Source organism: Aquiflexum sp. (genome assembly GCF_041751335.1).
Lineage (GTDB): Bacteria > Bacteroidota > Bacteroidia > Cytophagales > Cyclobacteriaceae > Aquiflexum.
The window spans coordinates 1-4759 of sequence record NZ_JBGSXS010000120.1; the positions used below are offsets into that span (position 1 = coordinate 1).

Here is a 4759-nt window from a genome sequence, read left to right on the forward strand (position 1 = left end):
AACTGATTGACATTGCCGCCAATATGGAAGCCCTATTCCCATCACAGGAAATGGAACTCAGGTCAACGCAAAATCAGATGGAATTGCTGAAAAGACAAATCAAAAGGAATCTGACGTATCAGCAAAGGAAGGAATTAAATGAGGTTTTGGAATCGGCTATTAGATTTTTTGACAGTCCGAGGTTGGAAAGTTGGGATATTGGAGAAAGGTTCTACTTTTTGATTTTAAATTCCGAGGTTGAGGACCTTCAGCCAATCATAAATCCAAAATTGGCAAGGCTAAATGAGGAAGAATTGGAGCAGGTTGCCGGGAATTTATTTATTGGGAGATTGGATGAGGACAATACGCTTGGGCAATGTGAGTCCATTGAGTTTTGTTTTCAAATTATCTGGGATTTATTACCTGAACGAATTATAAAAAGGCTGATCTGTAAAGTAGAAGATATACTTATAAGTTGTACCGAGGATGAATTAGTGATAGGTACTGAGTTGGTGAGATCGGTTGGGGGATTAGGATATTTATCTGAGAATATTTTGGGTAAGATGCTGGAAAGTTATTTTACAGATCAAGAAGTAGAAGATCTTTTGGAAACGCCCGATATAATGAAGACCATGATTTTAGATTTAAAAAAATTTGGTGTGCAGTATTTGCCAGAAGCACATTATGAGGTCGCTTCACAGGTTTTTTTGGATTTCTATATCAATTATCCTGGCATTCCACTGAGAGACAAAGTAGAGAATGTTGATGAAGCTGTTCATTTTATACCTGAGTTACTAAAGCGTTGCAAGCTTGAGTTTTTGGAATACTTTAATTTTCAGATTCTAAAATTTGAAGTCCAAGAATCCAAAAAATATAGGATAGAGAAACTGAATGATTTGAAAGGAATAATTAATAGACGTAAAGATTTTGTTGGAGAAGAAAGAGGGGATTGAAAAGGATTAGGTATTCTCAGATTGAGATAATTCAAAAAAAAACCGGGAACAAAGTCCCGGCCAAACTTAGCTAGTTTTTGATAAACACTCCCGGTTCTACTTGATCGAATCCTTCCCCTTCTCCTGTTCTGGTACAAATGTCAGTTAAAGGTAGGTCACAGCTGTAAACCCCCTGACCGGGCATTTGTCCAGTCACATTGTGCCACTGATTGCCATCAAATCCATACTTCGGTTGATTGGGATCAATAGGCTGGGTAAATGCATAAGCTGCCATAATGGCAAATGCAAATATCCCTAATCTCAAGAAATTCAAAATCTTTGTTTTCATGATTTTGTAAATTTATATTTTATTTTCCTGACCACTTTTAGTCTCAAACCTTTTGGGAGGAACGGTCAGCTTGTACCCCCACTGATGCCAGGCAGTTACTCCGTATCTGATCTGGCGGGATGTATTTTTCTAATGGATAAAAATCCGATTGTGGCAATGACCACTAATAATATGTTCATGAGTAAATGTTCTTCCCAGCCCAAGGCGCTGATAATACCCCCACAGCTACATGGTATCCGTCCGAATATTCCGGTCATTATCAAGCCGACATAGATTGTGAAAATGACCATAAGTACCAGGCTGGCAGCAAATGCAACCTTCCTGGTACTGGGAATAAGCAGACTTATCGCCAAAAACAATTCCAAAGGGGGAATAGAAAACATTAAGATTTCAGCTGTCCAGTTGGGAAATATCTGATTGTAAAATGCTGACTGAGTTCCGTACCAATCAATCCATTTGCTGGATGCCGTGTAAGCAAAAACCAAAGCCAATACCCAACTGCAGATTTCAGTTAAGAGGTTATGTGTTTTGATTCCAATGAATGGAGTTTTGCTTGCTGCTTGCTTATTCATGGAGTCAATTTTGAAATTCAAAAAAGCATATCATAAAAAAAGTCGTCAATACCGGAATTGATCAGGTAAATGGGGTCAGGGGAAAGGTGAGAAAAAATCAGGGGATAGAGTTAAGGCTTAGGTATGATGAAAATAGAGGTGTCGGTTGGGTTTTGGGTTCCTCATTTGAGTATCTAAAATGTAGGTAAAGTCCCTGTATATGTAGCTTTAATGTAGCTTTGGTGTAGGGGAGGGGTTAGTAGGCAGTAGGCAGTGATCAGTGAGAAGTGTTCAGTGGGCAGTTGAGTCTACAGAGTTGGCAGTGTTCAGTATTCAGTGGACAGTGTTCAGTTTGCAGTAGGCAGTGATCAGTAGGCAGTTTTCAAGTCGCAGTATGGGATTATGGTTAGAATTGATAGGTCAAAATGCCGCAGGTTTGACCGAAATTCACCCTTTGGGTTGGATGTGAGTGGAGACACTCACACTGGCGGAGAATTGATTGGCAAAATGCCGTAGGTATGACCGAAATTATAGCCCGGTAATTTATTGCCGGGATCATAAGGAAGATAGTGACCTTAAAGTGCCATCGGCACGGACGATATAGAATGGCAGTTTTTAGTGTTCAGTTGGCAGTAGGCAGTCTGAGTAATCAGGTTACAGTGGGTCAGTTGGCAGTGGGTGGATGAGTCATATGGGGAGGAGTGGTGGTGTGGTTATTGGGTTTTGTAGGGTTTAACTGTTAAGAATCAGGTGTTTGGGCATAGCCAAAAGCGCCAAGAGTGCCATGTGTGCCAATAGTGACATTCACTTTTTAATTTATCTTTTTGAAGTTCAAATTTGGGCATGTTCAATTTTAAACAATAATGAATATGGCAAATCAATCAAGTTTTATAAAGTTGGAAGGCACCATCGGTGATGTGACCTTCTATAAAGGGAGAAATGGCTTCCACGCCCGGCAAAAAGGTGGAGTATCCAAAGAAAGGATTCTCAATGATGAGAAATTCAGGCGGACCAGGGAAAACCTGGCTGAATTCAGTCAGGCTGCTACCTCCTCCAAACTGTTGAAGGATGTTTTCGGTGAAATCACCTTGAGGGTGAGGGACGCAAGGATCCATAACAGGCTGTACAGCAAAGTGCTGAAGGTATTGAGGTCAGATTTGGTGAATGACAGGGGCGAACGCCTCGTTCAAAATGGGGATTTCAGTTTGTTGGCTGATTTTCAGTTTAACTACAACTCTATGATGGAGTCCACTTTGTATGGACAGTATGAAGTCCAAAGCGGTGGTTCAGATGTGGAGTTGGTATTCCAGCCGTTTATACCTACAAAACATGTATTGCATCCCAAAGGGGCTACACACTTCCGGTTGTTTGTGGTGGCTGCGGGAGTTGATTTTGAACAAGTCACTTATGGTTCGAGCTATGTGGCTTCGGCAGAATTTCCGATCAATACTGATACCTTAAGTGGGATTGTCCTGACTGTACCGAAGGCAACGGGATTTGGACCGGTACAGTTTTACGGTTTGGGAATTGAGTTTCTCCAGATGGTGAACAGTAAGTATTATGACCTGAACAACAGGGCCCATAATTCTGCCAAGATCATCTTAATCGAGCCGTAAGATGAAGTTTCATTTGGAGAGGGAGTATTGGCCTGGTGGTACAAACGGCACGATTACTATTGAAGGCTATAAGATATGCCATACGATAGAATTGTCCTGGAAGCGTAACAACTCAGGTTCCTGTATTCCGGAAGGCACCTATACCCTCAGGAAAGAATTTTCAGAGGAATGGGGTTGGCACATTCTTTTGCTGGATGCACAAGGATGGGGGAATATTCCCATTCTCCCACAAAAGGACAAAATGTGCAAGTTGCCAGTGATAGTGCCGGTGGTTTCTTTGATAGGTGAAGGCAGGGGTTCTTATGCCAAAACTGCCTTTGAAAAATTCAAAGAGATAGTCTGTAATGCCCTTGAAAGTGAAGAGCAAATATTGCTGGAGATAAAGAGCTATCCAGATGCTGCCCTTAACCTGGCCCAATATGAAATGTCATGGATGGACTAGGATTTCCAGAGGCAATAGGGGGGGTGGTTTCACTCCTCCTATCTATCATTGCTTATTTGCTGCAATTGTTAGTACAGGATTTCAGGCAGATGCAGAAAGAGCAGGCGTCACTTAGGGAACTTTTTGTATTGCTAAAAGCAGATCAGCAAAGGATCTGGGATTGGCTATCTTCAAAAAAAATCCCTGGGACAAGGTCTAAAAACATTGATTAAAACAGATTTTAAGATATGTTTTTGGGATTACCCCCTTCGTCATAAGATGGAGGGGGTTTCAATTTCTGAATAAATTGAATGGTTGAAAATTAACCTTAGTGACTGAATTAATTCTTTATTTGGATAATACAAATAAAAACTTTAAATTAACTCTGTATTTAGGTTTTAATTACCAGTAAAAGTTTATTATTAACCCAAAAGTTTGCGCTATGAAAAATCAATTTTTGTGGGAAAGAGGTAAATTTATTGACCTATGCTGTTCCCGGGAATTCCAGAATGAAAAGTTCAGGTTTCTTGTAATTTAAGTTTACCGGGCTATGCCAAAAGTATCAAGGAGCGTTATATATGCTCAGGATATCATGAGAATCACTGGTAGGAGCAGGAGGTATGGTTATCGGTTGATAGCAAGGATAAAAGAATACCTTAACAAATCTGAGCATCAAATGATCACATTGGATGAATATGCTGATTTTCATGGAATACCTGTCAGTAAGGTAATGGAATATATTGAGAAAAGTGAAGAGAGCACCAATAAAAAAGTGCAGTAGTTCAATACTACCACACTTTGATTTTCAGGGTTTTCCATTTACCCCACCGGAATATTTTCCGGTTTTATAAGAGCCCTTAGGCAAGTTATTGTTTTGGAATGTACAGGTCAGGCGAAGAATTCCTCTACCT

7 protein-coding genes are annotated in these 4759 nt (G+C 40.3%); 5 read left to right on the plus strand and 2 right to left on the minus strand.

What is annotated here, in order from left to right; genetic code table 11:
• The coding region (locus ACEW8U_RS06455) for a hypothetical protein (RefSeq protein ID WP_373521218.1) at positions 1-932 on the plus strand (932 nt) is incomplete at its 5' end.
• 70 nt (positions 933-1002) lie between these two features.
• Here ACEW8U_RS06455 and ACEW8U_RS06460 read toward each other — a convergent pair.
• Positions 1003-1260 (minus strand): hypothetical protein, encoded by a 258-nt coding sequence (locus tag ACEW8U_RS06460; RefSeq protein ID WP_373521219.1) that lies wholly within the window; start codon positions 1258-1260, stop codon positions 1003-1005.
• A 95-nt stretch (positions 1261-1355) separates the two neighbouring features.
• Positions 1356-1832: a MauE/DoxX family redox-associated membrane protein gene (locus ACEW8U_RS06465; RefSeq protein ID WP_373521220.1), complete on the minus strand. Its 477-nt coding sequence runs from the start codon at positions 1830-1832 to the stop codon at positions 1356-1358.
• An 848-nt stretch (positions 1833-2680) separates the two neighbouring features.
• Here ACEW8U_RS06465 and ACEW8U_RS06470 point away from each other — a divergent pair.
• The 4 genes from ACEW8U_RS06470 to ACEW8U_RS06485 all read left to right on the plus strand — a co-directional run bounded on the left by ACEW8U_RS06470 (position 2681) and on the right by ACEW8U_RS06485 (position 4629).
• Positions 2681-3427, plus strand: coding sequence for a hypothetical protein (locus tag ACEW8U_RS06470; protein WP_373521221.1), 747 nt, complete (start codon positions 2681-2683; stop codon positions 3425-3427).
• Position 3428: 1 nt separating this feature from the next.
• On the plus strand, positions 3429-3869 hold the full coding sequence (locus ACEW8U_RS06475; protein ID WP_373521222.1) for a DUF5675 family protein: 441 nt from the start codon (positions 3429-3431) through the stop codon (positions 3867-3869).
• Positions 3857-4081, plus strand: coding sequence for a hypothetical protein (locus ACEW8U_RS06480; protein ID WP_373521223.1), 225 nt, complete (start codon positions 3857-3859; stop codon positions 4079-4081). The genes ACEW8U_RS06475 and ACEW8U_RS06480 overlap by 13 nt, the downstream gene beginning before the upstream one ends.
• A gap of 317 nt (positions 4082-4398) precedes the next feature.
• A complete protein-coding gene (locus tag ACEW8U_RS06485) occupies positions 4399-4629 on the plus strand; it encodes a hypothetical protein (protein WP_373521224.1) in 231 nt (76 codons plus the stop codon).
• Positions 4630-4759: the final 130 nt, after the last annotated feature.